This is a genomic window from Streptomyces sp. MNU76, assembly GCF_020982545.1.
Lineage (GTDB): Bacteria > Actinomycetota > Actinomycetes > Streptomycetales > Streptomycetaceae > Streptomyces.
Genome location: NZ_JAJKLK010000008.1, coordinates 201,976 through 227,888, shown reverse-complemented (window position 1 = coordinate 227,888; position 25,913 = coordinate 201,976). Strand labels below are relative to the sequence as shown.

Annotated in this window: 20 protein-coding genes and 1 pseudogene; 4 read left to right on the top strand and 17 right to left on the bottom strand. The window is 71.8% G+C overall.

Features of this window, described 5'->3' with window-relative positions; all coding sequences use genetic code 11:
* Positions 1 to 11: 11 nt before the first annotated feature.
* A complete protein-coding gene (locus tag E4N62_RS21240) occupies positions 12 to 3,386 on the bottom strand; it encodes a pyruvate carboxylase (protein WP_230216686.1) in 3,375 nt (1,124 codons plus the stop codon).
* A gap of 413 nt (positions 3,387 to 3,799) precedes the next feature.
* On the opposite strand from E4N62_RS21240, the pseudogene E4N62_RS49535 reads away from it, so the two are divergent.
* Positions 3,800 to 5,615, top strand: a pseudogene (locus tag E4N62_RS49535) (protein kinase).
* Between the two features lie 49 nt (positions 5,616 to 5,664).
* On the opposite strand, the gene E4N62_RS21225 reads toward E4N62_RS49535, so the two are convergent.
* The 5 genes from E4N62_RS21225 to E4N62_RS21205 all read right to left on the bottom strand — a co-directional run bounded on the left by E4N62_RS21225 (position 5,665) and on the right by E4N62_RS21205 (position 10,126).
* Positions 5,665 to 6,507, bottom strand: a complete 843-nt coding sequence (locus tag E4N62_RS21225; protein ID WP_230217063.1) for a MurR/RpiR family transcriptional regulator — start codon at positions 6,505 to 6,507, stop codon at positions 5,665 to 5,667.
* A gap of 113 nt (positions 6,508 to 6,620) precedes the next feature.
* On the bottom strand, positions 6,621 to 7,541 hold the full coding sequence (locus tag E4N62_RS21220; RefSeq protein WP_230217060.1) for an ABC transporter substrate-binding protein: 921 nt from the start codon (positions 7,539 to 7,541) through the stop codon (positions 6,621 to 6,623).
* A gap of 28 nt (positions 7,542 to 7,569) precedes the next feature.
* Positions 7,570 to 8,259: an ABC transporter permease gene (locus tag E4N62_RS21215; protein ID WP_230216682.1), complete on the bottom strand. Its 690-nt coding sequence runs from the start codon at positions 8,257 to 8,259 to the stop codon at positions 7,570 to 7,572.
* A complete protein-coding gene (locus E4N62_RS21210) occupies positions 8,256 to 8,921 on the bottom strand; it encodes an ABC transporter permease (protein WP_230216679.1) in 666 nt (221 codons plus the stop codon). The genes E4N62_RS21215 and E4N62_RS21210 overlap by 4 nt, the downstream gene beginning before the upstream one ends.
* On the bottom strand, positions 8,918 to 10,126 hold the full coding sequence (locus E4N62_RS21205; RefSeq protein ID WP_230216677.1) for an ABC transporter ATP-binding protein: 1,209 nt from the start codon (positions 10,124 to 10,126) through the stop codon (positions 8,918 to 8,920). The genes E4N62_RS21210 and E4N62_RS21205 overlap by 4 nt, the downstream gene beginning before the upstream one ends.
* A gap of 206 nt (positions 10,127 to 10,332) precedes the next feature.
* Between E4N62_RS21205 and E4N62_RS21200 the strand changes: the two genes are divergently transcribed.
* Complete coding sequence (locus E4N62_RS21200; RefSeq protein ID WP_230216675.1) at positions 10,333 to 11,238, top strand: amidohydrolase family protein; 906 nt, start codon at positions 10,333 to 10,335, stop codon at positions 11,236 to 11,238.
* Between the two features lie 79 nt (positions 11,239 to 11,317).
* On the opposite strand, the gene E4N62_RS21195 is transcribed toward E4N62_RS21200, so the two are convergent.
* The 3 genes from E4N62_RS21195 to E4N62_RS21185 all read right to left on the bottom strand — a co-directional run bounded on the left by E4N62_RS21195 (position 11,318) and on the right by E4N62_RS21185 (position 14,836).
* On the bottom strand, positions 11,318 to 12,745 hold the full coding sequence (locus tag E4N62_RS21195; protein WP_230216673.1) for a cytochrome P450: 1,428 nt from the start codon (positions 12,743 to 12,745) through the stop codon (positions 11,318 to 11,320).
* Positions 12,746 to 12,907: 162 nt separating this feature from the next.
* Positions 12,908 to 13,525, bottom strand: a complete 618-nt coding sequence (locus tag E4N62_RS21190) for a phosphoribosylanthranilate isomerase (RefSeq protein ID WP_230216671.1) — start codon at positions 13,523 to 13,525, stop codon at positions 12,908 to 12,910.
* Positions 13,526 to 13,591: 66 nt separating this feature from the next.
* Positions 13,592 to 14,836 (bottom strand): CdaR family transcriptional regulator, encoded by a 1,245-nt coding sequence (locus tag E4N62_RS21185; RefSeq protein ID WP_230216669.1) that lies wholly within the window; start codon positions 14,834 to 14,836, stop codon positions 13,592 to 13,594.
* Positions 14,837 to 15,196: 360 nt separating this feature from the next.
* Between E4N62_RS21185 and E4N62_RS21180 the strand changes: the two genes are divergently transcribed.
* A complete protein-coding gene (locus tag E4N62_RS21180) occupies positions 15,197 to 16,060 on the top strand; it encodes a DUF4394 domain-containing protein (RefSeq protein WP_230217058.1) in 864 nt (287 codons plus the stop codon).
* A gap of 85 nt (positions 16,061 to 16,145) precedes the next feature.
* On the opposite strand, the gene E4N62_RS21175 is transcribed toward E4N62_RS21180, so the two are convergent.
* The 5 genes from E4N62_RS21175 to E4N62_RS21155 form a co-directional block, all read right to left on the bottom strand.
* Positions 16,146 to 17,459: an LCP family protein gene (locus tag E4N62_RS21175; protein WP_230216667.1), complete on the bottom strand. Its 1,314-nt coding sequence runs from the start codon at positions 17,457 to 17,459 to the stop codon at positions 16,146 to 16,148.
* A gap of 463 nt (positions 17,460 to 17,922) precedes the next feature.
* Complete coding sequence (locus E4N62_RS21170; protein WP_230216665.1) at positions 17,923 to 18,354, bottom strand: hypothetical protein; 432 nt, start codon at positions 18,352 to 18,354, stop codon at positions 17,923 to 17,925.
* A gap of 49 nt (positions 18,355 to 18,403) precedes the next feature.
* A complete protein-coding gene (locus tag E4N62_RS21165) occupies positions 18,404 to 18,874 on the bottom strand; it encodes an SHOCT domain-containing protein (protein WP_230216663.1) in 471 nt (156 codons plus the stop codon).
* 114 nt (positions 18,875 to 18,988) lie between these two features.
* Positions 18,989 to 20,248 (bottom strand): hypothetical protein, encoded by a 1,260-nt coding sequence (locus E4N62_RS21160; protein WP_230217056.1) that lies wholly within the window; start codon positions 20,246 to 20,248, stop codon positions 18,989 to 18,991.
* 475 nt (positions 20,249 to 20,723) lie between these two features.
* Positions 20,724 to 21,323 carry an HdeD family acid-resistance protein gene (locus tag E4N62_RS21155; RefSeq protein ID WP_230216661.1) on the bottom strand — a complete coding sequence of 200 codons (600 nt, stop codon included), beginning with the start codon at positions 21,321 to 21,323 and terminating at the stop codon, positions 20,724 to 20,726.
* A 379-nt stretch (positions 21,324 to 21,702) separates the two neighbouring features.
* Here E4N62_RS21155 and E4N62_RS21150 point away from each other — a divergent pair, with 379 nt between their 5' ends.
* Positions 21,703 to 23,118, top strand: coding sequence for a DUF2252 domain-containing protein (locus E4N62_RS21150; protein ID WP_230216659.1), 1,416 nt, complete (start codon positions 21,703 to 21,705; stop codon positions 23,116 to 23,118).
* 22 nt (positions 23,119 to 23,140) lie between these two features.
* Here E4N62_RS21150 and E4N62_RS21145 read toward each other — a convergent pair whose 3' ends face one another.
* The 3 genes from E4N62_RS21145 to E4N62_RS21135 all read right to left on the bottom strand — a co-directional run bounded on the left by E4N62_RS21145 (position 23,141) and on the right by E4N62_RS21135 (position 25,710).
* Positions 23,141 to 23,338: a hypothetical protein gene (locus E4N62_RS21145; RefSeq protein ID WP_230216657.1), complete on the bottom strand. Its 198-nt coding sequence runs from the start codon at positions 23,336 to 23,338 to the stop codon at positions 23,141 to 23,143.
* 110 nt (positions 23,339 to 23,448) lie between these two features.
* On the bottom strand, positions 23,449 to 23,970 hold the full coding sequence (locus E4N62_RS21140; protein WP_230216655.1) for a hypothetical protein: 522 nt from the start codon (positions 23,968 to 23,970) through the stop codon (positions 23,449 to 23,451).
* A gap of 30 nt (positions 23,971 to 24,000) precedes the next feature.
* Positions 24,001 to 25,710, bottom strand: a complete 1,710-nt coding sequence (locus tag E4N62_RS21135; protein ID WP_230217054.1) for an MFS transporter — start codon at positions 25,708 to 25,710, stop codon at positions 24,001 to 24,003.
* Positions 25,711 to 25,913: the final 203 nt, after the last annotated feature.

Sequence of the window (25,913 nt, the reverse complement as noted above, 5' to 3'; positions counted from 1 at the left end):
ACCGTGCGGCGTCAGGCGATCTCGACGAGCAGGTCGCCGCCCTCCACCTGCTGGATCTTGTTGATGGCAAGGCGGGAGACCCGTCCGGCCTTCGCGACCGTGATGGTGGCCTCCATCTTCATGGCCTCGATGGTGGCGACCGTGGCACCGGCCGCGACCTCGTCGCCCTCGGCGACCGCGAGGGTGACCACCCCGGCGAACGGGGCGGCGACATGGCCGGGGTTGGAGCGGTCGGCCTTCTCCGTGACGGGGATGTCGGTGGAGGCGGCCTTGTCGCGGATCTGGATCGGCCTCAGCTGGCCGTTCAGCGTCGACATCACCGTGCGCATACCGCGTTCGTCCGCCTCGCCGACGGCCTCCAGACCGATGAGCAGCCGCACACCGGGCTCCAGGTCGACGGCGTACTCCTTGCCGGGGCCGAGGCCGTAGAAGAAGTCCTTGCTGTCGAGGACGCTGGTGTCGCCGTAGGTCTGGCGGTGGTTCTCGAACTCGCGCGTCGGGCCGGGGAAGAGCAGCCGGTTGAGGGTGGCGCGGCGGTCCTTCTCCAGTCCGGCGCGGTCCTCGGCGGTCAGGTCCTGGACGGGCTTGGCGTCGGCGCGGCCCTGGAGGGCCTTGCTGCGGAACGGCTCGGGCCAGCCGCCGGGCGGGGTGCCCAGCTCGCCGCGCAGGAAGCCGATGACGGAGTCGGGGATGTCGAACCGGTCGGGCGTGGCCTCGAAGTCGGCGGGTGACACCCCGGCGCCGACGAGGTGCAGCGCGAGGTCGCCGACCACCTTGGAGGAGGGCGTGACCTTCACCAGGTGGCCGAGGATCCGGTCGGCGGCCGTGTACATGGCCTCGATGTCCTCGAAGCGGTCGCCGAGACCGAGTGCGACGGCCTGGGTGCGCAGGTTGGAGAGCTGGCCGCCGGGGATCTCGTGGTCGTAGACGCGGCCGGTCGGGGAGGCGAGGCCCGCCTCGAAGGGGGCGTAGATGCGGCGGACGCTCTCCCAGTAGGGCTCCAGGTCGCCGACGGCCTGGAGGTCGAGGCCGGTGGGGCGGTCGGAGTAGTCGGTCGCGGCGACGATCGCCGACAGCGACGGCTGGGAGGTGGTGCCCGCCATGGAGGCCACGGCCCCGTCGACGGCGTCGGCGCCGGCCTGGATCGCGGCGAGGTAGGTGGCGAGCTGTCCGCCGGCCGTGTCGTGGGTGTGGATGTGCACCGGCAGGTCGAACTCGCGGCGCAGCGCGGTGACCAGCTTGGTGGCGGCGGGGGCGCGGAGCAGTCCCGCCATGTCCTTGACGGCGAGGACGTGGGCGCCGGCCTCGACGATCTGCTCGGCCAGCCGGAGGTAGTAGTCGAGCGTGTAGAGCTGCTCGGCGGGGTTGGACAGGTCGGAGGTGTAGCAGAGGGCGACCTCGGCGACGGCCGTCCCGGTGGCGCGTACGGCGTCGATGGCGGGCCGCATCTGGCCCACGTCGTTGAGCGCGTCGAAGATCCGGAAGATGTCGATGCCGGTGTCGGTGGCCTCCTGGACGAAGGCGTCGGTCACCTCGGTCGGGTACGGCGTGTAGCCGACGGTGTTGCGGCCGCGCAGCAGCATCTGGAGGCAGAGGTTGGGCGCGGCGGCCCGGAAGGCGGCCAGGCGCTCCCAGGGGTCCTCGGCGAGGAAGCGGAGGGCGACGTCGTAGGTGGCGCCGCCCCAGCACTCCAGGGAGAGCAGCTGCGGCAGGGTCCTTGCCACCACGGGCGCGACGGCGAGCATGTCCTTGGTCCGGACCCGGGTGGCGAGCAGCGACTGGTGGGCGTCACGGAAGGTGGTGTCGGTGACGCCGATGGTCGGCGACTCGCGCAGCCAGCGGGCGAAGCCCTCGGGGCCGAGTTCGACGAGCTTCTGCTTGGAGCCGGCCGGGGGTTCGGCCGTGGTGGGCCTCGGCAGCTTGGAGGACGGGTCGATCAGGTCGGGGCGCGGGCCGTTCGGTTTGTTGACCGTCACGTCGGCCAGGTAGGTGAGCAGCTTGGTGCCCCGGTCGGCGGAGTGCCGGGAGGTGAGCAGGTGCGGGCGCTGCTCGATGAACGAGGTGGTGACCTGTCCGGCCTGGAAGTCCGGGTCGTCGAGGACGGCCTGCAGGAACGGGATGTTGGTGGCCACGCCCCGGATGCGGAACTCGGCGACCGCGCGCCGGGCCCGGTTGACGGCGGTGGTGAAGTCCCGGCCCCGGCAGGTCAGTTTGACCAGCATGGAGTCGAAGTGGGCGCTGATCTCCGTACCGGCGTGGGTGGTGCCGCCGTCGAGGCGGATGCCGGAACCGCCGGGCGAACGGTAGGCGCTGATGCGGCCGGTGTCCGGGCGGAAGCCGTTGGCGGGGTCCTCGGTGGTGATACGGCACTGGAGGGCCGCACCGCGCAGGGTGACGCTCTCCTGGGAGAGCCCGAGGTCGGCGAGGGTGGCCCCGGCGGCGATCCGCAGCTGGGACTGGACGAGGTCGACGTCCGTGACCTCCTCGGTGACCGTGTGCTCGACCTGGATGCGGGGGTTCATCTCGATGAAGACGTGGTTGCCGTCGCGGTCGAGGAGGAACTCGACGGTGCCCGCGTTGCGGTAGCCGATCTCACGGGCGAAGCGGACGGCGTCGGCGCAGATGCGGTCGCGCAGGGCCGGGTCTAGGTTCGGGGCCGGGGCCAGCTCGATGACCTTCTGGTGGCGGCGCTGTACCGAACAGTCGCGTTCGAAGAGGTGGATGACGTTGCCGTGGCCGTCGGCGAGGATCTGCACCTCGATGTGGCGGGGCTCGACGACGGCCTTCTCCAGGAAGACGGTCGGGTCACCGAAGGCGGAGGCCGCCTCACGGGACGCCGCCTCGATGGACTCCCGCAGCGCCGCCGGGTCCTCGACGCGCCGCATACCGCGTCCGCCGCCGCCGGCGACGGCCTTGACGAAGACGGGGAAGCCGATCTCGTCGGCGGCGCGCACCAGTGCGTCCACGTCGGTGGAGGGCTCGGAGGAGCCGAGGACCGGTACGCCGGCGGCGCGGGCCGCGGCCACCGCCCGCGCCTTGTTGCCGGTCAGCTCCAGGATGTGCGCGCTGGGGCCGACGAAGGTGATGCCGGCCTCCTCGCACGCGCGGGCCAGCTCGGGGTTCTCGGACAGGAACCCGTAGCCCGGGTAGACGGCGTCGGCGCCCGCCAGCCTGGCGGCGCGCATGATCTCCTCGACGGAGAGGTACGCGCGCACGGGGTGACCGGGTTCGCCGATCTCGTAGGCCTCGTCGGCCTTGAGCCGGTGCAGCGAGTTGCGGTCCTCGTGGGGGAAGACGGCGACCGTCCGCGCGCCCACTTCATAGCCTGCGCGGAACGCGCGGATCGCGATCTCGCCACGGTTGGCGACCAGTACCTTGCGGAGCATCCCTGATCCCTTCGAGCTGCCATGAGGACACCATGGTCCCGGCAATGATGCCGTCGCACCACAGGAATCGTGTCACTCAGTGCCATGTGAGCCCCGTCACTTCCCGACCCGGAGTGCACACCAGCCGGACATTCCACCCGCCCGACGCGCGCATGATCAGCCACTCCCCCAGGCTTCCCGCGACTTGTGTGACCCTCAGTGCCACACGAGCCGCCACGCAGATTCCTGAGATGCCGAGGGGCCGGAAGTGACCGAAACCCGGACCGCGGGCCCGCGCTGAGCTAGCCTCAGCTCCAGGGGGCGAACTGACGTACGCCAAAAGTTATTTCGGGGGTGTTGTGTCAGACCAGCGGCCGGGGCCACCGGGATCAGCGGACAGGGCTCCGGCGCTACGGCAGGCGGGGGCGCTGCCGCTGCGTCCCGGCGACCCGGACCGGATCGGCCCGTACGTGTCGCTCGGGCTGCTCGGCAGCGGCGGTATGGGGCGCGTCTATCTGGCGCGTCCCACCGACGGCGGTCCCGACCTCGTCGCGGTGAAGGTGATCCGGCCCGAGTACGCGGAGGACGAGCGGTTCCGCCGCCGGTTCGAGCGGGAGGCGGCGGTCCACGGCCGCGTGCGCACACCGCGCATGCCGCGACTGGCCGGGACGGGTTTCCGGGACGAACTGCTGTGGATGGCCACCGAGTTCCTGCCGGGCCTCGATCTGGCGGCGGCCGTCCACGAGGACGGTCCGCTGCCCGTGGCCGCCGTCCGACGGCTGGTGGCGGAGCTGGGGCAGGCGCTCGCAGCCCTCTCCGCCGCCGGGATCGTGCACCGTGACCTGAAGCCGTCCAATGTCCTGCTGTCCGAGTGGGGCGCGCACGTCATCGACTTCGGCATCGCGAAGGCCGCCGACGCGAGCGCGATCACCGGCACGGGCAACCGGGTCGGCACCCCGGCCTACATGTCGCCGGAGTATCTGCGTACGGGCGACTGCGACACGGCCTCGGACGTCTTCTCGCTGGCCTGCGCGCTGATCTTCGCGGCGACCGGCAGCGCGCCGTTCGGTGACGGCACCGGCGTCGACGTCATGCACCGGGTGGCGTTCGAGGAGCCCAACCCGAAGGTGCTCGCCGAGATCGCGGCGGCCGACGCCCCGCTCGCCGCCCTCCTCGACGCCTGCCTGGCCAAGGAGCCCGGAGAGCGGCCTGCGCCGGAACAGCTGATCGAGGAGATGGCCTCTGGGGGCAGTGGGGCGCAGCCCTCGCTGCCCCCAGAGGGGCGCGGGGACCTGCGCGACCAGCCCCCACAGGACGCGCCCACGGAGGTCACAGGGGCACAGCCCCTGAGGGATGGGACGGGTAGGGGCGGCGGGGGCGAGAGCGTTCCATGGCCCGAACCACTGGGCGGCAAGACCCTCGCCCGACAGCGGGCCTACGAGACACTGCGCAGCCTCCCCTCGAACAGCCCGGCCCCGAGCGGGCCGGGCGGGCACCGGCCGCCGGCCCGCCCCGAGTCCCGCCCCGAGTCCCGCGGGCGAAGCCTCGGCGCAGCCGTCACCGCCCGCACCGCCCCGGTCCCGGCTCCGCCGCAAGCGGGTGCTGGTCGGGGCCGCCGGTGCGGTCGTCTGCACGGCGACCGCCGGTCTCGTCGTCCTCACTCTGTTGAGCCCCTCCACCACGACCGCCTCGCCGCAGCGGGGGACGACACGGTCCGCCGACGCGCTCCCCGACGACGACGCCACGGTGTCGGCGGACCCGGGCCGAAACGGTGCGGACGCCGCACCCGACGGCGGGTCGAGCGACGCGGAGGTGTCCGGCAAGGACGAGCGGGCCTCGGCCGAGGGCGGTTCCGAGCGCCCCGACTCCGATCCCTCCGGCTCGGGCAAGGACACGGGCACGGACGACGACCCGCACCCCGACGCGTCCGCGCCCGCTCCGGGGAGCAGCGCCCCCACCGAGCCGTCCCAGGAGCCGACCGACACGCCCACCGAGCCCTCGACCCCGGCCTGGCTCACGGACTGCACGTACTACTACGGCAACGGACGCACCCGCCTCGGGGACAGCGGCGACCGCGTGCTCCAGGCGCAGTGCATGCTGAGCAAGCGCGGCTACGGCCTGGCCGTCACCGGCGAGTTCGACGCCGACACGGAGGCCGCGGTGCGCCGCTTCCAGCAGGACAAGGGGCTGTTGGCCGCCGACGGCGTGGTACGGCCGCGCGTGTGGAAGGCGTTGCGCTCCACCGAGTGAGCCGCGCCACCCGGTGAGCCGGGCCCGTCCGTCGGCGCGGCCGGGCCCGTCAGTCGACGAACAGGCCGCGCGTGGCGGCTTGGGCGTCGAAGCCCTCCAGGTGGGCCTGGGCGTCCGGCAGCGCGTCGCACATCGCCTCCAGGAGGACCTGGCCCAGGATGTGGGGGGCGCCGGCGGTGTCGAAGACGAGACCGGTGCCCACGGCGGCGGGGAGCAGCACGTCGCTGTGGGCTGCCACCGGGGCGAAGGTGCCGTCGGCGACGGTCACCACCGTCAGGCCGATGGTGCGGGCCTCGGCGAGCGTGTCGAGGAGTTCACGCGGGTGGCGGGGCAGCGCGAAGCACAGCAGCGCGCTCGCGCCGGCCCGGCGGGCGGCGTCGACGCGGTCGGCGAGCAGGGAACCGCCCTCGTCGAGGAGGCGTACGTCGGGGTGGACCTTCGCCGCGAAGTAGGCGAAGCCGCGCGCCTGGGCCGCGGAGGCACGCAGGCCGAGCACCGGGAGGGGCCGGGAGGCAGCGAGCAGACGCCCGGCGCGTTCGACGGGTTCGGGGTCCGTGAGCAGGGACGCCAGGTGCCGCAGGTTGTCGATCTCGGCCTGTACGGCGCGTTGATAGGGGTTGGCCGAGGGCCCGTCGAAGCCGTGCCCCGTGGCCGCGACCGCCCGCAGGTGGTCGCGCAGGGCCGGGTAGTTGTCGAAGCCGAGGGCGACCGCGAAGCGGGTCACCGACGGCTGGCTGACACCGGCCACCCGGGCGAGTTCCACGCTGGACAGGTAGGGCGCGTCCGCGGCCCGCCGGATCAGCCAGGCCGCGATGCGGCGCTGGGTGGGGGTGAGCCGACGTCCTTCGAAGAGCCCCTGAAGCCGCGCGGCCGCGCCGACGGCGTCCGTCATCCGGTCCTCCAGCCGGTCGTCGTGCTCGGTCCCCTCCCCCCGCCCGGCGGGGTGCGCGGTGCCGGGCGGGGTGGGGTGACCGGTGGTGGAGCAGCCGACCCTGTCGGCGCGGCTCACTTCACCAGGCCGGCCGAACTCAGCCACTCCTCGGCGACGGAGTCGGCGTCCTCCTTGTCGTTGACGAGCTTCTTCATCATCTCCAGCAGGTCCTCGGTGGTGAGCTTGGCGGAGACGGCGTTGAGCGCCTCCTTGGCCTTGTCGTCCACCGCGGCCTTGTAGACGAGCGGGGTGACGTTCTGCGAGGAGAAGAGGTTCTTCGGGTCCTCCAGGACCACCAGCTTGTCCGCGACGATGGCGGGGTCGGTGGTGTACAGGTTGGCGGCCTGCACCTTGTCGTCCTTGAGCAGCTTCACCAGGGTGCTCTGTGCACCCGCGTCGAGCGGCTGGAACTTGCCGAACTTGACGCCGTAGACCTTCTCCAGGCCGACACCGCCCTGCGTACGGGTCTTGAACTCCGATCCGGCACCGAGCGTCATGTCGCCCGCGACGGGCTTGAGGTCGGCGAGGGTCTTGAGCTTGTACTTGGCCGCGATCTCGGCGGTGACGGTCACCGAGTCCTTGTCCTCGGCCGCTGCGGAGTCGAGGATCTCCACCGAGGACGGGAGTTTCTCCTTCAGTTCGGCGTTGATGTCCGCGGTGCTGGTCGCGGTGCTGTTCTTGTCGACCGCCACCGACAGCAGGGCGCCGTTGTACTCGGGGAGGACGCCGATGCCGCCCTTGACGACCTGGTCGTAGTAGACCTCGCGGGCCCCGATGTCGAACTTGCGGGTCACCTTCAGGCCCTTGCTCTCCAGGGCCTGCGCGTAGATCTCGGCGAGCAGCTGGTTCTCGGGGAAGTTCGCCGAACCGACGACGATCGACCGGCCGCCGCCGTCGGCGCCCCCGGCCAGCGGGTTGTCGTCGCTGTCGCCGCCCCCGCCGCAGGCGGTCAGCGTGAGCGCGGTGATGAGGCCGAACGCGGCGCCTCGGTACATGCCTCGCATGGAATGTTCCTCTCTGGTTTCAGGACTTCGACGCCGAGACCCGAAGGCCCGGCGAGACGACGACGCGTCGCAACGCGGTGAACACGAGCTGGACGACGAGCGCGAGGACGACGACGACCGTGGAGCCGCCGATGACCAACTCGTAGTCGTTGCGGGAGAGTCCGTCGACGATGTAGCGGCCCAGACCGCCGAGGCCCGGGTACGCGGCGACGGTCGCGGTGGCCACGACCTGGATCGCGGCGACCCGCAGCCCCAGGAGGATCAGGGGCAGCGCCATCGGCACCTCGACCCGCGTCAGGACCTCCCACTCGGTCATGCCGACGCCGCGCGCGGCGTCCCGGGTGGCGGGGTCCACGCCCCGTACGCCCTCGAAGGTGTTGATGAGGATCGGCGGTACCGCGAGCGCGACGAGGGCGACCAGGACGGGCGCGGTGCTGAGCCCGGCGAGCGTGACGACGAGGACGACCAGGCCGAAGGTGGGGATCGCGCGGGCGAGGTTCGCCACGCTGGCCACGGCGAAGGCGCCCCGGCCGGTGTGTCCGACGAGCAGTCCGAACGTCAGCCCGATGAGGGCGGCGAACAGCAACGACAGTCCGCTGTAGGTGAGATGTTCCAGGAGCCGCCGGGGGATGCCGTCGTCGCCGTGCCACTGCGCCGACGAGGCCAGCCAGTCGCCCACGAGCTGCATCTGGTTCAGGAAGTCGTTCATGCCGACGCCACCTTGTTCCGGGACCACGGGGTGAGCAGGCGCTGCGCCAGGACCAGCAACGCGTCGGTGACGAGGGCGAGCAACATGATCAGGGCGATCGCGGTGACGATCGGGGTGGGGAAGTCGAGTTGGAGGCCGCGGGTGATGTAGTAGCCGAGGCCGCCCTGGCCGATCAGCTGTCCCACGGCGACGAGGCTGATCGAGGAGACCGCGGCGACGCGCACGCCGGCGATGACGACGGGGACGGCGATCGGCAGCTCGACCTGGACGACCCTGCGTACGGCGCCGAAGCCCATGGCGGTCGCCGCGAGCCGGACGTGCTCGGGGACCGAGGCGAGGCCGTCGACGACGTTGGGCACCAGCACGGACAGGGTGTAGAGCGTGAGCGGGATCATCACGGTCTGCTCGGTCAGCCCCGTGTACCGCACGAAGATCATGAACAGGGCGAGCGACGGGATCGAGTAGAGGATGTTGGACACGGTCAGCACCGGCGGGTAGAGCCAGCGCCAGCGGTGGCACAGGATGCCGAGCGGCACGGAGACGATCAGTCCGAACAGCACGGGCAGCAGGCCGAGTCTGAGATGGATGCCGGTGTACTCGGCGAGTTCGCCGGTGTGATCGACGATCCACTGCCACCTGACGAGCGGTTCGTCGCCTGTCATCGGTCCTCACCGCCTCGGGTGTCGACGGCGCCGGGCTTGTCGACGGCGGCTGACTTGTCGATGACACCGGGCTCGTCCACGTCCGGGACTTCCGCCCCCGTCGGTCCCTTCGCCGTGGTCGCCGTGGTCGCCGCGGTGGAGAGTTCATGCGCGTCCACGACTCCGGCGACCGCGCCCCGCGCGTCGACGGCCACGGCGAGGCGGGCGGGTGAGAGGAGGGCCGAGTCGAGGGCGGCTCGCGCGGAGTCACCGGCCAGGCTGAACGAGTGGCCGAGGGGGGTCAGGGTGGCGTCGGCGAGGGTGCCGGCCGTCGGGAGGTCGGCGGTGGCGGCCCAGCCGAGCGGTCGTCGCGCATCGTCCACGACGAGCACCCAGGGCGTCTTCGCCGCCCGCGCCTCGCTGACGGAAACGGCGGACGACAGCACCGGGCCGTCGCGCAGCGGCAGTCGGGTCGCGTCGACGAAGGAGAGCCGGCGGATGCCCCGGTCCTGGCCCACGAAGTCGGCCACGAAGTCGTCGGCAGGGCTGCCGAGGAGCCGCTCGGGGGTGTCGAACTGGGCGAGTCTGCCGCCGGTGCGGAACACGGCGATGTTGTCGCCGAGTCTGATCGCCTCGTCGATGTCGTGGGTGACGAACACGATGGTCTTGTGGAGTTCCTTCTGCAGCCGGACGAACTCGGCCTGCAACTCCGCCCGCACGATCGGGTCGACCGCGCTGAACGGCTCGTCCATGAGCAGTACCGGCGGGTCGGCGCCCAGCGCCCTGGCCACGCCGACGCGCTGCTGCTGCCCGCCGGAGAGCTGGTTGGGGTAGCGCTTGGCCATCTCGGCGGGCAGGCCCACGAGTTCCAGCAGTTCCGCGGCCCGGGCCCGGGCCTTCTTGCGGCCCCAGCCCAGCAGCAGCGGAACCGTGGCTATGTTGTCCAGGATGGTGCGGTGCGGGAACAGTCCCGCGTGCTGGATCACATAGCCGATGCCCCGGCGCAGCTCGGGCGCGTTGACCTCGCGAATGTCCCGGCCGCGCAGGCTCACCGTGCCGGCGGTCGGTTCCACCATGCGGTTGATCATGCGCAGGGTGGTGGTCTTGCCGCAGCCGGAAGGACCGACCAGGACCGTGATGCCGCCCTCGGCCAGCTCCAGGGACAGGTCGTCCACCGCTGTCGTGCCGTTGGGATACTTCTTGCTCACCGCGTCGAATCTGATCAAGACTGCCCCTTACCCGACTGCATATGGCCATTCAGAGTTGTCGGTGCCTGAATGGCAGTCAATGGAATTACGTGAACAGCACGTTACGTTCACACCGAACCGCGCTCGACGCGCCCGATTCACCCGCCTTTCACGCCTCTGCCCCGTTGCGCGAAGGGCCACGACGACACGGCAGGGGAGGTACGGTTCGGGGTGGGAGGAGCGTCATGACCAACTGCGACGTGCACCAGCATCTGTGGCCCCCCTCACTGGTGGCGGCCCTCAGGTCACGCCGCGAGCCGCCGTTCCTGGACGACTGGACCCTCTTCCTCGACGGTGAGCCGCCCTGCGAGCTGCCACCCGCCGACCACGACGTCGCCCGCCGCGCCGCACTCGCCGACAGCGACGGCCTGGGCCGGGCCCTCGTCTCGCTCTCCTCCCCCATCGGTGCCGAGTGGCTGCCGGCGGCCGAGGCACGCCCCCTGCTCGACGCCTACCACGAGGGATCCGCCGCGCTCCCCGAACCGTTCGGCGCGTGGGCCGCGGCCTGCGTACGGGACGTCGACGCGAAGGCCACCGCCGAGGTCCTGGAGCAGGGCTTCGTCGGCCTCCAACTCCCGGCGAACGCCCTGGCCGACGCGGTCGGTTACGCCCGCTGCGCCCCACTCCTCGACCTCCTCGAAGAGCGCGACCTGCCCCTGTTCGTCCATCCCGGTCCCGCACCCGGCGGCGCCGAGGGGCCCGGCTGGTGGCCCGCGATGGTCCCCTACGTCCAGCAGATGCACTCCGCGTGGTTCGCCTTCCGCGCCTTCGGCCGCCCCCGCCACCCCCGGTTGCGGGTCTGCTTCGCCCTGCTGGCCGGACTCGCCCCGCTCCACGGGGAGCGCTTCGCCGCGCGCGGCGACGGCCGTGACGCCGAAGTGGACCCGGGCGTCTTCGTGGAGACGTCCTCCTACGGGCCGACCGCCGTCGAAGCCGTGGTCCGCGCCCTGGGCGTCGACGCCGTCGTCCAGGGCTCCGACCGCCCCTACGCCGAGCCCCCGCAACAGCCCGGCTTCGGCCTGGGCGGGCCGACCGCGTACGCCTTCCGCATCACCAATCCCCGCCGCCTGCTCACGGGCACGGCCGACTGAGGCCGACGAGGGTGCCCCTCCAGCGCGTGCCCTGCCGTCAGGGGCCGGTCGGTGCGGCCCGGCGGGGCGCGGGCGGCGGTCAGCGGCCGGGGCGGATCAGGCCCGTGAGGTAGCGCCACAGCGACGACCGCTGGCGGGCGGACGCGTCCGGCGTCACCGTCTCCGCCGTACTCGTGTCCCCCTCCCCCGTCGGTTCCGCCGCCGCGCCGTCCGCCGGTCGTTCGGCCGTCGGCGCGAGTTCGTACCGTACGGGCAGCGAGCGCAGACCCCGCATGAAGGGCGAGGAACGCCAGGGCAGTTGGTCGACGGGGAGGGCGAGGTCCAGGTTGGCGAACCGTTCGAACAGGCGGCCCACCCCGACCGCCGCGACCGTGGAGGCCAGCTCGCGGGCCGGACACTGGCGCGGGCCGGCGCCCCAGGACAGGTGCGCCCGGGTGCTGACCGCGGTGCTGGGGGCCACATGGTCGGCGAACAGCGGGTCCGCGTGCGCGGCGGCGGAGGAGACCCAGACCGGGTCGCCCGCGCGGATCGTGTAGTTGCCGAGCTTGGTGTCCTCGGCGGCGAACCTCGGCACGAAGTTCACCAGCGGCGGCTTGCGCATGACGACCCGGTTCATGGCCTCCCGGACCATGCCGGCGGAGAGGCTGGCCCGCACGCTGTCCTCGCCGGAGAGCACCTCGACGACCGTGTTGGAGACGAGGATGCCGACGTGGTCGGAGGTCATGCCGAGCAGCATGAAGAGTTCGCGGGCCAGTTCGTCGAGCGAGAGGTCGGGGTGGGCGGCCAGCAGATAGGAGGGGAAGTCCTCCCCCGGCGTCCTCAGCTTCAGCTCGGCCAGTTCCGCCAGCGCGCCGAGCAGCCGGTCCAGGGCGGGCCCCGCGTCGGGACCCGCGTCCAGCACCCGCCACATGTCCATCAGGGCGTCGTCGCCCTGGGAGCCGGGGAAGCCCAGCAGATGGCTGGCCACCATCAGCGGCAGGGGCCGGGAGAACTGGGCGGACAGGTCCGCCAGCCCCGTGCCGCCCGCCTGGCCCATCAGGGTGATCAGCTCGTCGGCGTAGACGGTGACGGCCGTCTTCAGCCGCTTGGCCTGGGGGTTGCGCGGGTCCTGGAAGGGCTTGAGCGCCTGGTCCCACGCGGTCCGCAGGGTCCGGTAGCCGGGGCCGCCCTGGATGAGGACGTGGTTGACCTCCAGGGAGGGGCCGAGCGGCCAGTCGGCCGGGACCCGGCCCTCGGTCCTGGCCCGCCAGTTCTCCAGGCCCTTGGGCCAGCCGGCGCCGTCCTGGAGCACCTGCAGCGCCTCGCGGTAGCCCAGCACCAGCCAGGCGGGGACGCCCAGCAGATCCACCGGCGCCACCGCGCCGTGCCGCTGCCTCAGCCGCTCGTACACCAACGACGGACGCGTCTCGTAGTCCCGGGTCAGCAGCGGTTCGGGAGACATCTCCTCCAACCCCGCCCCGTCCAGCTCCACGGACACACCCTCACCCGACTGGGTTTCCCTCACCATGCCGCCCCTCCGACACTCCCCGTACCGGACCACCTTCAGTCGGTAGCCGGGACCGTGGGGACCTTACCCCAGGGTCACTTCTGGGGGAACGGCGGGCGGCACCACTCAGAGCTCCCGTCTCGTGACGCACAGCCGTCGATGTGGCGCCCTTGCCGCCGTCCGTCACCTCGCGGAGCGGGCCGCCTTGATGAACTCCCTGATCAGAGCGGGGTCCTTGACGCCTCGGCGCTGCTCCACGCCGCTGGAGACGTCGACGCCCCACGGGTCGGTGGCGGCGACGGCGTCGCGCACGTTCTCCGGGGTGAGGCCGCCGGCGAGGAGCCATTTGTCCCCGGAGGCCGCCAGCGGCTTGCTCGCCCAGTCCCAGGCGATGCCCGAGCCCGGGACGGGGGCGTCGAGCAGGAGCATGTCCTCCCCGAACTCGCCGCAGCGCGGTACGGCGTCGTCGAACGCGGCGGCGCGGATCAGTGTCCGGTCGTCGGCCGCCAGCTCGTCGTAGTAGGCGCGGCCGTCGGGACCGTGCAGCTGGATCGCCCGGATCCCGGACTCGGCGGCCAGGGAGCGCACGTCGTCCAGGGGCTCCTGCCGGAAGACGCCCACCGTCAGGACGTGCTCCGGCACGCGGCGGCCCAGCCGTGCGGCGGTCGCGGCGTCGACACGACGCGGGCTGGCCGAGAAGACGAAGCCGATGGCGTCGGCGCCGGCCTCGACCGCGGTGTCGACGTCCTGCTCGGTCCGCAGACCGCAGATCTTGATGAAGAGGGAGTCACTGTTGCTCACGGCCCCAGCCTGCCGTATCGCGGACGGCACCGGGAACGGCGGCTGCGGGGTCGGGTGGGTCCGTGGTCAGCGCCATGCTCCCGACTGGTGCCGGGCGACGGCCGCGCTGAGCGCGCGCACCCCCCGGGTCGAGCCCGGGTCCATGCCGGTGAGCTCCCGCACCCGGCGCAGGCGGTAGTCGAGGGTGCGGGTGTGGACGTTGAGGGCGGTCGCCGTGGCGCCGCGGTGCATGTCGTTGCGGTAGTACATGTCGAGCGTGACCAGCAGGTCCGGGCCGGCGGCCAGCCGGTCGGACAGTGCGCGCAGCCAGGCGTCGACGAACGGCACGTCGGCGACGGCGAGTTCGACGAAGAGGTCCGCCAGGGTGTGCGGCCGCAGACGCGCGGAGGCCCGCCGCAGCGGGGCGGCGTCACTGATCCGCCGGGCCCTGTCGAGCGCGTCGGACAGCTCGGGCAGCGGCGCGTCGGCGGTGCCGACGGCACAGGGGCGGCCGAGGGCCTGGGCCACGTCCCGAACGAGGTCCGCGACATGCTCCGGGGCGAGCTCGGGCAGGAGGTCGGGAACCGTGTGCGGTGGCACATTCTCCGCCCGCGCGGCGTCGGAATTCACGGGGACTAGCGCGATGAGCTCACCGCTCCCGTCGCCGCTCCGCGCACCCCATACGATCGGGGCCCGGTGGCTCTTCACCAGTGTTTCGATCTCGTTTTCCAGGACGCGGTCGACCTGGGGAGGATCAGGCAGCCGGAACACCGTCACCGCATACCGGTCCGGCAGTTCCATGTCGACTGCCTCGGCGAGTTCCGCAGCTATGGGATCCCCGTTCAGCAATGACCGGGCCAGCAGGGCGATCTGTTCGACGTACGGCATTCGGCGGCGCAGCACACGGACGAATCCCTGCCGGTAGGCGCCGATGCCGCGCTCGCCCTGTGGGGCGAACCAGGTCATGATCCGCATGAGTTCGTCCACGCCGGCGGCACGCTGGGCCTCGGTCGCCTCGTTGATCTCGCGCAGCATGAGCGCGGTGTGCACCCGCAACACCTGCTGCCGTGCGTCGAGCGACATGCCCGCACCGGCCCGCAGCTCTCCCATGGACGCGATGTACTCGAGATCGCTGTCGCTCAACTCCTTGTTGTGTGGCGAGAGTTCGACGGTTCGATGGCGGAGCCAGACCGCTTGGTCCAGCGTCTGCGCACGCGCCCGGGGGTCCTTGTCCAGGAACCCGAACTCCGCGATCTCACGTGTGTACGTCTCGACCTCCCGGCGGGCGTTGGTCGGCGCCTGACGGGCCAGTTCGGCGAAGAGGCTCCCCATGGACGCGAGCATGTCATTCCGGACGAACGGACCGACAGTCGAGATCCGGACGGCGTTCATCACTCCGCATAAAACGGCGGCAAGTGGGCCGACCGGGTTTTTGTCACCGTGCGCAAAATTCCTGGATCGGGTCGTTCCCGTCATCGCTTCCGCTTGTGTAGGAGTCGTAAAGCGTCCTTAATGAGAGCCGCGTACCCACCCGTGGGGGAAGAACGCCGCATGCATTCCGGCTCCACTCCGGAACCGTTGCGGCTATCAGTACGGGCAGGGGTACGGAAATTCCTCGACCGAGCACCGGACACGGGCGCACGCCCAAACGGGAGGGAAACTCCGATGAAAGCTGGCACGCGAAAGAGAATCATGGCGGCGATGGCGGTCATGGTCACGTCGACCGCGCTCATGCTCGGGACACCGGGCACCGGTTCCGCCGCCCCCGCCGCCGCCCCCAGCCTGCGCGCCTACGGGATCACCGGTGACGGCACCCTGATGGCCGCGTTCTGGACCGACCGGGCGGACGTGCTCAACTGGGTCAGGGCCGTCACCGGCCTCAGCGGCGACACGGCGCTGATCGGCATCGACTTCCGGGTACAGAACGGCACGCTGTACGGCGTGGGCAACAAGGGCGGCATCTACACGATCAAGATCCCGACGGGCACCCAGGACGTCGTGGTCACCAAGGTGTCCCAGCTCCAGTACGCGCTGCACGGCACGAACTTCGGCGTCGACTTCAACCCGGCGGCCGACCGGCTGCGCGTGATCAGCGACAACGGCCAGAACCTGCGGCACAACGTCAACAACAACACGACCATCCAGGACCTGAACCTCACCACCCCGCCGACCGAGGGCACGACCAAGGGCGTGTCGGCCGCCGCCTACACCAACAACGACCTCGACGGGACCACGGCGACCACGCTGTTCGACATCAACACGACCAGCGACCAGGTCGTCATCCAGTCGCCGGCCAACAACGGCACCCTCGCCGCGACCGGTAACCTCGGCCTCGACGCCCAGATCAACGCCGGGATGGACATCTACAGCACGCTGAGCGGCGGCAAGACGGTGGACAACACGGCCTTCGCCAGCCTCACCGCCTACGGCGCGAGCACGCCCTCCCTCTACACCCTCAACCTCTTCACGGGGCAGGCCACGCTCGTGAACGACGCCGCCAAGTCCAAGTTCCCCCTGAACATCACGGACGTGGCCGTCTCCCTCACCGGCACCTGATCCCCCGTCACGCCTCGCCGCGGCCCGGCCACCACCGGACCGCGGCGAGTCCGCGCGTCACCCCGACCGTGTCACCGCGGCCGTGTCACCGCAGCTTCTCCGGATCGAGATCCGACCCCACCACCAGCGTCACCACTCCAGCCGCCGCCTCCGTGGACCGTGCGGCCTTGACGTCGGGCAGCCGTGAGGCGAGCACCCGCGCCTGCTGGGCGAGTTCGGCCGGATGGGCGACCGTGGTGGTGTCGGTGTTCTCGGGCGCGTTTCCCGTGCCGACGACCGTGAAGCCCGCCTCGCGCAGCTTCTCGGCGACCGCGGCGGCCCGACCGGAGACACCGGTGCCGTTGAGGACCTGGACGCGCACGTCGGAGGCGTAGATCAGATCGTTCTTGGCCTGCGCCTGGAGCTTCTTCTTGTCGACCTCCTTGTCGTTGGCCAGGGAGGTGAACAGGTCGGCGGCCTGCGGGTACTGCCAGACGATGTTGGCCCTGTCGGCGGGGACGTCGGCCTCACGGGGGTAGTTGGGGACGGTCAGGAAGGTCAGCCGGTCGCTCGCGATGTCCTTGAGCTGGGAGGCGAGGTCGTAGAGCGGGTCGATACCGTCGAGATCCTCGTCCGTGGTCAGCGACTTGGTGGCGGACTGCAGGAAGTCGTAGAGCGAAGTGGGGCTGGTCAGGCGGGACTTGGCCTTGGCCGCCAGGGTCTCCATGAACTCCTGCTGCCGGCCGATGCGCCCGATGTCGGAGCCGTCGCCGACGGCGTAGCGGGTACGCACATAGCCGAGGGCGGTCTCGCCGTCGACGGTCTGGCAGCCGGCCTCCATGTCGAGGAGGGCGTTGTCGTCCTTGATGGCCTGCTCGGGGCAGACCTCTATGCCGTCCAGGGCGTCGACCATCCCCTTGAAGCCCTGGAAGTCGACGGACATGAAGTTGTCGATGCGCAGACCGGTGTTGGCCTCGACCGTCCTGATCGAGCAGGCGGCCGCGCCGGCGACCTCACCGCTGGAGCCGCCGATCGCGAACGCCTCGTTGATCTTCGCCAGGTGCCGGCCCGACGTACTGCCGTCGCCCTTCTCGCACGCCGCTATCTCGACCCACGAGTCACGCGGGAACGACACCACGGTGGCCCACTCCCGGTTCGCGGGGAGGTGCAGCACCATGAGCGTGTCGGACTGCATGGTGGTCAGGTCCTTGCCGTACTTCGCGTTGGCCCCGTCGCGGCTGTCCGAGCCGACCACCATGATGTTCTTCGAACCCGGGCTCAGATTGACCGGGCGGTCGCCGCCGAGCTTGCCGTCGACGTCGGCGCCTGTGATGTTGTTGTCGAGGTCCTTGTAGACCCAGGCCCCGACGCCGCCGACACCGAGGACGAGCAGGGCCGCGCCGCCGGCGAGCCAGCTCACCGTCCGGCCCCGCCGCGTCAGCCGCGTCCCCGCCTCCGGCACCCGCGCGCCGCCTACCCGTACCACTCACCGGCCCTCCCCACCTCGGCCGCACCCGGCCGGTCGACTGCCCCCCAACACATCCGGCGGTCGTGATCACCGAACCCGCAGGACTCTACATGCAGGTAGATATACGGATCGGCGTCTCACACGACTCACCACGCCCCGCACCCCGGACGTCACAGAGGCGTCGCAGCGTACAGAGAGACGACCGTCGGCACGCCCGAGTTGCCCGGGGACACGAACGGACCGACGGCAACCGGTGCCGGGCGGTGGTGAGTTGGGAACACCCGTGGGCGAATTCCGTCCGCCGGGCGACGCCTTGGGGGCGGCATACGTCCCTCCTCCGTGACGCGACTGTGGCGGCGCGGCACTGTTCGGCCGCGCCGCTCTGCACGAGCTGTCTCCACCGAGGACCGCTCGCTCAGCGGAGCTCGGAGCCGGAATCGTCCCACCTGGTCACGCACAGAGCCCAGATGATGAAGGCCGAGAAGGCGATCATCACGATGGACCAGACGGGGTAGTACGGCAGGGACAGGAAGTTGGCGATGATGATCAGGCCCGCGATGGCGACGCCGGCGACCCGGGCCCACAGGGACTCCTGGAAGAGGCCCAGACTGACCAGCACGGCCACGGCGCCGAGGGCGAGGTGGACCCAGCCCCAGCCGGTCAGATCGAACTGGAAGACGTAGTCGGGCGTGGAGACGAAGACCTCGTCCTCGGCGATGGCCATGACGCCCCGCAGGATGTCGAGAACGCCCGCGATCATGAGTATGACGGCGGCGAAGACCGTCAGCCCCTCGGCGAAGGGCCGTGACCGCTTGGCCGAGTGCATGTGTCCGGTGTGTGTGGTCATACCGTTGCCTCGATTCGGTGTCGTCGTGCGGTGCGTGTCGGATCGGCCCTCAGTGCCCGGCGGCGGTCGGGCCGACGCCCGTGCCCGCCGAGGCTCCGTGGCCGCTCAGGACCAGTTCCTTCGCGCGGCGGAACTCGTCGTCCGTGATGTCGCCGCGCGAACGGATCTCGGAGAGCCTGGCGAGCTCGTCGACGCTGCTGGACCGTCCGTCGCCGCCCTTGGCCGTCTGCCGGATGTAGTCGTCGAAGGCCGCCTGCTGCGCACGCGCCTGCGCCACCTCGCGGCTGCCCATGTTCTTGCCCCGGGCGATCACATAGACGAACACGCCCAGGAACGGCAGCAGGATCGTGAAGACCAGCCAGCCCGCCTTGGCCCAGCCGCTCATGTCGTCGTCGCGGAAGATGTCGACGACGACCCGGAAGAGCAGCACGAACCACATGATCCACAGGAACAGCAGGAGCATGGACCAGAAGACGCTCAGCAGCGGGTAGTCGTACGCGAGGTACGTCGGACCACTCATGTCTCTCCTCCGTCCCGGGCATTCGCCCGGCAGGTGCCCTGCCGTCCTCGGCGCGCCCGTGGGCGCCACGGTCGGCGCCGATCCCAGCGTGCCCACGACCGGAGCCGCCCGGCCTCACCCCGGGCGGGTGAGACCGGCCGCCTCCTCCGGGACCGGGTCCGCCGCGGCGGCGACCAGGACGACCGCGCCGACCGTGGGGCGGTTCCAGAGCAGCAGGGCCAGCGCGCCCGCCCCGAGGACCACACCGGTGGTCCAGCGGGGGTGGGCCGCCAGGCCTCGCCCGGCGCGCCCGGTGCTCAGTCCCGCGCTCCGCAGCGACCGCCCGGCCGCCGCGGTTCCGCGCCGGGACAGGGCCCGCACCCTGCGGGCGAGCCGCCCGGGACCGTACAGATAGGCGGCGAGGGCCGTGGCCAGGAAGAGGACGAGCAGGGTGCGCGTACTGTCGCGCAGGAAGCGCAGGAAGCGCAGGAAGGTGTCGAAGATGGCCGCGGCCGCGTCGGGCGGCAGGGTCGCCGCAGGTACGGCGTCCAGGTAGACACGGCGGACGACGGCCAGCGCGACGAGCAGCACCCCCATCATCAGGCTGATGCCGAGGGACGCGATCAGCAGCATCACCCGGTGACCCGGGGCGGTCCACACCGCCAGGGCGGCGAGGGCGATCGTGATCACGGGCAGCCAGGTGCCGAGGATGTTCAGCAGCCGCATGGCGTCCTGCGCCTTGCCCAGTTCGTCGGTGTGGAACAGGGTGATCGTCCGGTCGCTGTCGGGGATGGCGGCGGCCTTGTCGAAGCCCGCGTCCACGAGACACTCCCGCACCTGGTCGACGACGGCGCCCACGTCGAGCTGGATCGTGTCGCCGGTGGCGCGCAGCGCGCCCTCCCGCTCGCCGGTGAGCATGTGCACCACGGCCGCGTGCGCCCGCCGGTTCGAGCCCTCCCAGACCTGCTGGAAGAGCTCGCTGGTGATCACGCGGGTGACGTTGCGGTCCACGACGGTCCTGACCACGGAGCGCAGCGGGCCGTCGAGAGCCTCGGCGCCGGCCACCACCTGCGGCGGCGCGCCGTTCTCGGCGAGCACCTTGGTGAGAGCGTCCGTCACCGCTTTGACGTCCACGTTCTTGACGACCTCGTCGGTGAGCCGCTCGATCACGACGTTCTGGATCGCCGGGTCGGACGCCAGCGGAGCGACCGTCTCGACGTACCGGTCGGTGTCGGCGACGGTGTCCTCCACCCAGGCCGCGACGACGGCGAGCGGAGCGAGCAGCAGGGTCACCACGAGCAGAACAGCGGCCCCTGCCTTGCGCAGCCGCCGATGCCGCACGCCGGCGTGCCGCCGCAGCCGCTCGTACTCGGCCCGCTCCTCGGCACTGATCACATACCCACCGCCCCCGGCGCCCGCGGCCGCCGGGCCGACCCACCGGCCGCCCGGCCCCTCGCCCGTGCCGGTCCCACCGTCCCCGGCGCCCGCGCCGATCACGCCGCCCGCCGCGGCCCCTCGCCCGGTTCGGGCTCGTCGACTGCGTCGGGCTCGTCGGCTGATCCGGTCGCTCCGCCCGGGCCGCCCGCCGGGTACGTCATCCGGCCCGACCGACGACACCCGCCCGGGTTCGCCGGCCCGACCGGGCTGTCCGCCCCGCTCGGTCCCCACCCCTGGCGGCGGCCCCGCCACCCGAGCCGGTGTCGTCGGTCGGGCCACTGTCGCCGGGCGGGTCGGTGTCGCCGCTCGGGCCGGTGTTGTCGGCCGGGCCGGTTTCGCCGCTCGGACCGGTGCTGTCGGTCGGCGGGTCTGAGTTCGGTGGTACGGAGTCGTTGCCCGGGAACATGGCCTCTCCTCGGGGTGTGCGGGAGGCTCAGACGGCGCCCGTGGTCGGATGGGCGTGGGAGCCCGTGAGGCCCGCCCGGCGGAGGGCGGCCCGCCAGGCGAGGGCGACCGTCGCCTCGGCCAGGCCGAGCAGGACGAGCCACAGGCCGAGCAGCCGGGTCAGTGCCGTGGCCGACTCGGTCGGCAGGGCCAGCACCACGATCCCCGCGACGATGCCGAGCACCGCCACGCCGAGGACGAAGCCCCGGTGGGGCAGGCTCTTGGCGGCGAGGGCGGTGTAGAGCGTGAGGATGCCGGTCGCCAGCCAGACGATCCCCACGATCAGCGAGAGCGCGGTGATGGTCTGCAGCGGGTTCCGCAGGCACAGGACACCGGCCAGGACGTACAGCAGCGCGAGGAGGAGCCCCGGCAGCCGCTCGCCCGCCTCTTCCCGGGCGAAGACGTCGACGAACCGGAACGCCCCGATCGCGAGCAGGTACAGCCCGAGCAGAACCGCGATGACGTGCAGGGTCCCGTCCGGCCAGACCAGGAGGATGACGCCCGGCACGAGCGTGGCCAGCGCCGAGCCGAGGATCCACTTCCAGGACCGGCCGACCCTCCCCAGCGCCTCCGCCGGATCACCCAGCACCGCGGAGGCGTCCCCGCCCGGTATGCGGCCCGCCTCCCCGGCCTACGGTCCGCCGGACCGGGCGCTTCGCCCGCGCCACCGGGCACACCGCCCCCCGCCCGGGACCGGCCCCGGCCCCACCAGGCCTGTAGTCGTCCGCCCGCTACGCGGTGCCGGGCCAGGGGACTCGGTCATGGCTCCTCCTCGCGTCCTCGCGTCGCGTCCTCGCGGCCGAGCGGGCCGCTTCCGCACCGTCGGCGCACGGCGGTGCGGTGACCTCACCGGGCCAGCGTCCCGCCCCCGCCCCGCCGGTCGGATCACCCCCGCGGGTGATCCCCGGGCACGCACGGCCGAGGAGGGTGGACGGAACGCCGGCCCGGCGGTTCAGGAGGTGTGTGTCATGACCAGCGCGAGCGCATCCAGGACGTCACCGACCGTGGCCGAGAGGGCCGCGCACGGCCGGGAGGCACGCAAACGCGCCTCCCGGTCCTGCCACGGCTGGTTCGAGTCGGACGCGGACGCCGACCGGACCGACCCCATCGAGGTGATCGAGCGTCAGTCGGCCACCCGGGTACCGGAGTTGGTGCCCATCCGCTACGGCCGGATGCTCGAATCCCCGTTCCGCTTCTACCGGGGCGCGGCGGCCCTCATGGCGTCGGACCTCGGCCCCCTCCCCAACACCGGCCTGACCGTGCAGCTCTGCGGTGACGCCCATCTGCTCAACTTCCGGCTGCTGGCCTCGCCCGAACGCCACCTCGTCTTCGACATCAGCGACTTCGACGAGACCCTGCCCGGCCCGTTCGAATGGGACGTGAAACGGCTGGCGGCCAGCTTCGTGATCGCGGGCCGGGCCAACGGCTTCTCGACCGAGGAGCAGGACAGGGCGGTACGGACGTGCGTGAAGACGTACCGGCGCCGCATGCGCGAGTTCGCCGGGATGCCCACCCTGGACATCTGGTACGCCCAGGACGACGCCGACCGGCTGCGGGAACTGCTGGCCTCGTCGATGGACAAGGAGAGCCGACGCCGTACGGCCGAGGCGACCGCGAAGGCCCGTACGCGCACCCATCTCCAGGCCTTCGAGAAGCTGACCCGGGTCACCGCCGAGGGCCGGCTGATCGCCCCCGACCCTCCGCTGATCACCCCGCTCCGGGACCTGCTGGCGGACTCCGCCGTGGAGGGCCAGGAGAAGGAGCTGGGGAAGGTGCTGGACCAGTACGCACGGACCCTTTCATCCGAGCGCCGGCATCTGCTGCGCCGCTACCACGTGGCCGACATGGCCCGGAAGGTGGTGGGTGTCGGCAGCGTCGGCACGCGCTGCTGGATCGTGCTGCTGCTCGGCCGCGACGACACCGACCCGTTGCTGCTCCAGGCCAAGGAGGCGCAGGAGTCCGTGCTCTCCGCCCAGCTCGGCGGCGACAGCTTCGACAACCAGGGCCGCCGGGTGGTGTCGGGGCAGCGGCTGATGCAGACGACCAGCGACATCTTCCTCGGCTGGACCCATGTCCTCGGCCTCGACGGACGCGAACGGGACTTCTACGTACGGCAGTTGCGTGACTGGAAGGGCATCGCGCGCCCGGAGACCTGGGACCCGGGACTGCTGCGGCTCTTCGCCCGGGTGTGCGGCGCCAGCCTGGCGCGGGCCCATGCGCGCTCCGGCGACCCCGTCGCCATCGCCGCCTACCTGGGCGGCAGCGACCGCTTCGACCGGGCGCTCGCCGAGTTCGCGCAGTCCTACGCCGACCGCAACGACCGGGACTTCGAGGCGCTGGGCGTGGCCGCGCACACGGGCCGGGTCCGCGCGGAAAGCCTCTGACGTACCAGCGGCCCTTCGGGGTTCATTCCGGCAGCTGACGCATCTCCAGGACGCGCAGCCCCAGGGACTGGCAACGGGCCAGCAGCCCGTACAGATGCGCCTCGTCCACGACGTGCCCGAACAGGACGGTGTGGCCGGACATCACCACATGGTCCAGTTCGGGGAAGGCACCGGTCAGCGCCTTCGACAGCTTTCCCTCGACGCGGATCTCGTAGCGCATGAGCGGTGTACCCCCATTCGTCGTCTCTTCGATCGTCGGTCCTGCGGCACCGGCCCGGCCTCACCCCGGAGAGGTGAGTCAGTGGGTCGGGGAGTCAATGGGTCAGGGAGTCAATGGGTCAGGTAGAGCTTGAACGCGGTGATCAGGAGGCCGAGCAGCAGGTTCACCGAGGCCGTGACGGCGACCAGGCCCCACGGGGCGTGGACGCGGCGGGCCGCCGCCACCGACCAGCCCACCTGTCCGACCACGGCCACCGCGAGCGCCAGCCAGAGGGCGCCCGGCACATCGAGGCCGAGGAGCGGACTGACCGCGACGGCGGCGGCCGGCGGTACCGCGGCCTTGACGATCGGCCACTCGTCGCGGCACACCTTCAGCACGATCCGGCGGTCCGGATACCGTTGCGCGAGCCGCGCTCCGAACAGTTGGGCGTGCACATGCGCGATCCAGAACGCCAGGCCGGTGAGCAGCAGCAGAAGGACGAGTTCGAGGCGGGGGTACTCCCCCAGGGTCCCGGCGCCGATGATCACGGAGGAGGCGAGCATCGATCCGTAGACGCCGCCGGTGTAGTCGGCCCGGGCCCGTCGCTCCGCGTGGCGCTCGTCCCGGGACGCGGCTCGCCCTGTCGTGGACATCGTCCCCACCTCCTCTCGACGCCGGCCGATTCAGTGTTCCGAGCGGCGCGGGGCGGCCGGGTCGCCCCGGGTGCCGGTGCCACGCGGCTGGGACCGGTCCGGCACCGGTGGCGTCTCCCGGTCCGTTCCCGGAGGTACCGGACGGCCGGTTCCAGGTGCTGCCGGACGGTCCGACCGTCCGCCCGGCAGGCCTGGGGTGACCAGGAACGCGGCTAGGGTGATGCCTCCGGTGGCGAGGATCGCCGCCTTCAGGCCGTCCAGCTGGGCCGAGGCATAGGAGTCGGCCAGGGCGTCGACCTCGGCCGGCGGCAGCCCGGCGCGCTCGGCCGCCGTACGCACCTGGTCGGTGGGGACGAAGCTGATCCCGGCCTCGAGCGCGACACCCGTCTGCTGCCTGGCCTCCTGCGACAGCGCCGGGTCGTCCTCGACCTGTGAGGTGACGGCCTGGGCCAGGGCGCCGACGAGCAGCGATCCGATGAGCGCGGTGCCGAGGGCGGAGCCCAGGTTCTGGGCCGTGAACTGCAGACCGCCGACCTCGCTGCGTTCCTCCTCGCCCGCGCTGGACTGCACCACGTTGCCCAGCTGTGAGGCGAGCAGCCCCATGCCGATGCCGAGCAGTGCCATGGCGAGCGCGAACTGGGTGTCGTCGATGACGGGGTCGATGGTGGACAGCAGCCACACGATGGCCCCGGCCAGGGTCGCCAGCGCCAGCCGTACCACCCGGCGCGGTCCGGCCCGCCGGCCCAGCCGGGAGGCCACCAGGGAGGCGGCGAGCATGGCGACGGACACGGGGAGCAACCGGAGTCCGGTCTGGAAGGCGTCGAAACCCTGCACGACCTGGAGGTAGAGCGGGATGGTGAAGAACAGCCCGAGCAGGATCAGGTTCTGGCCGAGCAGGGCCAGCAGACCCGAGCGCAGCGGGGGCCGGTGCAGGAGGGGCAGGTGGACCAGGGGTTCGCTGCCACGGGCCGTGCGTCGGCGCTCCCAGCGCGCGAAGGCGGCCAGGACCAGCACCCCCGCACCGACGACGAAGAGGGTCGGGGCGAAGCCCATGACGGTGAACGGCGGGTTGCGGGGCTGCACCCAGCCCCAGGTGCTGCTCTGCAGCACAGCGAGCACGCCGAGACCGAGGCCCGCCGCCGACAGCGCGGCGCCGACCCCGTCCATCGAGGGCCGGGGCCCGGTCCGGGGTGCTTCGGTGATCGCCCGGCGGAAGCACAGGACGGCCAGGACGACCACGACCTCGCCGGCGAAGACCAGTCTCCAGGTGAGGTACGTCGTCACCCAGCCGCCGAGCAGCGGGCCGACGGCGATACCGGCCCCGGCCAGTCCGCCGATGACGCCGTAGGCGACAGCCCGGTCCCGGCCCCGGTAGGACTCGGCGACGAGGGCGGCCATGGCCGGCAGCACCATCGCGGCGCCGAGGCCCTCGATGACCGACCAGCCGAGGGCGAGGACCCACAGGGTGGGCGCGACGGCGGTCAGGGCCGAGCCGGTGCCGTAGACCACGAGCCCGAGGAAGAAGAGCCGACGGCGGCCGAAGATGTCGCCCAGTCTCCCTCCGATGATCATGAAGGCAGCCATGACCAGGGCGTACAGCGTGATGACGGCTTGGATGGCGGTGACCTCGGTGTCGAAGTCCTCGACCAGTTGACTGATCGAGACGTTCATGACGGACGTGTCCAGCACCATCAGGAACTGCGCCGTCCCGAGGACGATCAGAGCCCGCCACTGCTTCACGGTGTCCTCCTCGCCGAGACCGAGTGGGTCCGGAACGCCACCGCCGCCCTCGGACGACGACCGTTCCACACTCTCCATCGCAGCTCAGAAGCCGTGGCGGCGCCTCACCCGCCACGGGCGAGGCAGCCATGACACGGCCGACGACCACTATCCACCGGAGCTGCGGGTAGGTCCTGCCAACGGAGCCCGCGCGCCCGGCGCAG

What these genes read in the sequence shown, in the direction of transcription:
- E4N62_RS21195 (WP_230216673.1), bottom strand. Translation starts at nt 12,745, where the DNA reads ATGGTGAGGGAAACCCAGTCGGGTGAGGGTGTGTCCGTGGAGCTGGAC.
- E4N62_RS21145 (WP_230216657.1), bottom strand. Translation starts at nt 23,338, where the DNA reads ATGCGCTACGAGATCCGCGTCGAGGGAAAGCTGTCGAAGGCGCTGACC.
- E4N62_RS21225 (WP_230217063.1), bottom strand. Translation starts at nt 6,507, where the DNA reads ATGACGGACGCCGTCGGCGCGGCCGCGCGGCTTCAGGGGCTCTTCGAA.
- E4N62_RS21165 (WP_230216663.1), bottom strand. Translation starts at nt 18,874, where the DNA reads ATGAGTGGTCCGACGTACCTCGCGTACGACTACCCGCTGCTGAGCGTC.
- E4N62_RS21180 (WP_230217058.1), top strand. Translation starts at nt 15,197, where the DNA reads ATGGCGGCGATGGCGGTCATGGTCACGTCGACCGCGCTCATGCTCGGG.
- E4N62_RS21170 (WP_230216665.1), bottom strand. Translation starts at nt 18,354, where the DNA reads ATGACCACACACACCGGACACATGCACTCGGCCAAGCGGTCACGGCCC.
- E4N62_RS21210 (WP_230216679.1), bottom strand. Translation starts at nt 8,921, where the DNA reads ATGACAGGCGACGAACCGCTCGTCAGGTGGCAGTGGATCGTCGATCAC.
- E4N62_RS21215 (WP_230216682.1), bottom strand. Translation starts at nt 8,259, where the DNA reads ATGAACGACTTCCTGAACCAGATGCAGCTCGTGGGCGACTGGCTGGCC.
- E4N62_RS21200 (WP_230216675.1), top strand. Translation starts at nt 10,333, where the DNA reads ATGACCAACTGCGACGTGCACCAGCATCTGTGGCCCCCCTCACTGGTG.
- E4N62_RS21220 (WP_230217060.1), bottom strand. Translation starts at nt 7,541, where the DNA reads ATGTACCGAGGCGCCGCGTTCGGCCTCATCACCGCGCTCACGCTGACC.
- E4N62_RS21140 (WP_230216655.1), bottom strand. Translation starts at nt 23,970, where the DNA reads ATGTCCACGACAGGGCGAGCCGCGTCCCGGGACGAGCGCCACGCGGAG.
- E4N62_RS21185 (WP_230216669.1), bottom strand. Translation starts at nt 14,836, where the DNA reads ATGGGGAGCCTCTTCGCCGAACTGGCCCGTCAGGCGCCGACCAACGCC.
- E4N62_RS21150 (WP_230216659.1), top strand. Translation starts at nt 21,703, where the DNA reads ATGACCAGCGCGAGCGCATCCAGGACGTCACCGACCGTGGCCGAGAGG.
- E4N62_RS21240 (WP_230216686.1), bottom strand. Translation starts at nt 3,386, where the DNA reads ATGCTCCGCAAGGTACTGGTCGCCAACCGTGGCGAGATCGCGATCCGC.